This window comes from Propionivibrio sp. (genome assembly GCF_049316945.1).
Classification (GTDB): domain Bacteria; phylum Pseudomonadota; class Gammaproteobacteria; order Burkholderiales; family Rhodocyclaceae; genus Propionivibrio.
In genome coordinates, this window is sequence record NZ_JBMOJE010000349.1 from 1 (window position 1) to 2,018 (window position 2,018).

A 2,018-nucleotide genomic window follows, 5' to 3' on the forward strand; every position below is an offset into this window, starting at 1 on the left:
GTCATCCGGGCCAATAGTCGGTTAAGTTCCAAACAGAATGCAACACTACACTAGCCTAGCAGTGGCGCTGCCCACAAACACCCCAAGGAAGGTCGTTTATGGTCATTCGCGAACCACGGCAAAACGGGCGCAGAACTTTGTCCCAAGTCGCAACTAATCTCCCGCCCTACGACTATGATAAAAATCGCGCTAACTCTTGCGTGCAGGTCGCAGAACTATTGCGTACTTCGCACTTAACTCTGCATCTAACGAGATGCTCAAATATCGATGTTGCCGGCCCGCAGCGCATTCGTCTCGATGAAATCCCTGCGCGGCTCCACTTCGTCGCCCATCAGCATGGTGAACACGCGGTCGGCTTCAATGGCATCGTCAATTTGCACACGCAGCAGGCGGCGAACGGTGGGGTCCATGGTGGTCTCCCACAGTTGGGCCGGGTTCATTTCGCCCAAGCCTTTGTAGCGTTGTCGGCTGGTGGCGTGTTCGGCCTGCGCGATCAGCCAGGCCATGGCTTCGCGGAAGTCGTTGACCTTTTCTTCCTTCTGGCGTTCGCCTTCGCCGCGCATGACGCGGGCGCCTTCTGAGAGCAGTCCCTTGAACGTGTTGGCGGCTTCAGCGAGCGCGGCATAGTCGGAGCCGTGCACAAAGTCTTGCGTCAGGACACTGCTCTTGACGTTGCCGTGATGGCGGCGGCTGATGCGCAGAATGGGCTTGTCGGTGCGCAGGTCAAACTCGCCGGCCACTTCGGCGTCTGGCAAGCGGGCTTGCAGGGCCGCAGCAGATGCCTCTGCATCCGCTACGGTATCCAGGTTCAGTGCCACGCCATCAGCGACCGAGCGCAAGGCTTCCGCATCCATGAAGTTTTTCAGGCGTGCGATGACGCCCTGGGCCACAATATGTTTGCGGGCCAGTTCTGCCAGTGTGTCGCCGCTGATCGTGGTGCCATTTGGGCCACCCGTAAAGACGGACGCACTGATCAAGGCGATTCGCAGAAGGAAATTGTCCAGGTCGCCCGCACCCTGCAGGTACAGCTCTTCCTTGCCAGCCTTGACCTTGTACAACGGTGGCTGTGCAATGTAAATATGGCCGCGCTCCACCAGCTCGGGCATCTGGCGGTAGAAGAAGGTGAGCAGCAGGGTGCGGATGTGGGCGCCGTCAACGTCGGCATCGGTCATGATGATGATGCGGTGGTAGCGCAGCTTGGCAACGTTGAAGTCGTCATTGCCCGTAGTGCCGCCCGCCTTGCCGATGCCGGTACCCAGCGCGGTGATCAGCGTCAAAATTTCGTTGCTGGTCAGCAGTTTTTCGTAGCGGGCTTTTTCCACGTTCAAAATCTTGCCGCGCAGGGGCAAAATCGCCTGGAACTTGCGGTCGCGGCCCTGCTTGGCGGAGCCACCGGCGGAGTCACCCTCGACAATGTAGATCTCGCACATCGCGGGGTCTTTTTCCTGGCAGTCGGCCAGCTTGCCGGGCAGGCCCATGCCGTCCAGCACGCCTTTGCGGCGGGTCATGTCGCGGGCCTTGCGGGCGGCTTCGCGGGCACGGGCTGCTTCGATGATCTTGCCGACGATGATCTTGGCATCTGCCGGGCGCTCTTGTAGGTAGTCGGCCAGCAGCTTGCTCACAATGTCTTCCACCGGGCCGCGCACTTCGCTCGATACGAGCTTGTCTTTGGTCTGGCTGGAGAACTTGGGTTCGGGTACTTTCACGCTCAGCACGCAGGTCAGGCCTTCGCGCATGTCGTCGCCGGTCACTTCGACCTTGGCCTTTTTGGCCAATTCGGATTCATCGATGTATTTGTTGATAACGCGGGTCATGGCCGCGCGCAAACCGGTCAAATGGGTGCCACCGTCACGTTGGGGGATGTTGTTGGTGAAGCACAGCACCTGCTCGTTGTAGCCGCTGTTCCACTGCATGGCCACTTCGACACCGATGTTGGTCTGCTGGTCGCTTTGGCGGTCGCCCATGGCGTGGAAGATGTTGGGGTTCAACACCGTCTTGCCTTTGTTGATGAAGTTCAC

At 59.3% G+C, this 2,018-nt stretch carries 1 protein-coding gene; it reads right to left on the minus strand.

Going from position 1 to position 2,018, the window contains the following annotated elements; all coding sequences use genetic code 11:
• Positions 1 to 257 precede the first annotated feature (257 nt).
• On the minus strand, positions 258 to 2,018 hold a 1,761-nt coding region (locus tag ACOYNV_RS28000), incomplete at its 5' end, for a DNA gyrase subunit B (RefSeq protein ID WP_422903102.1).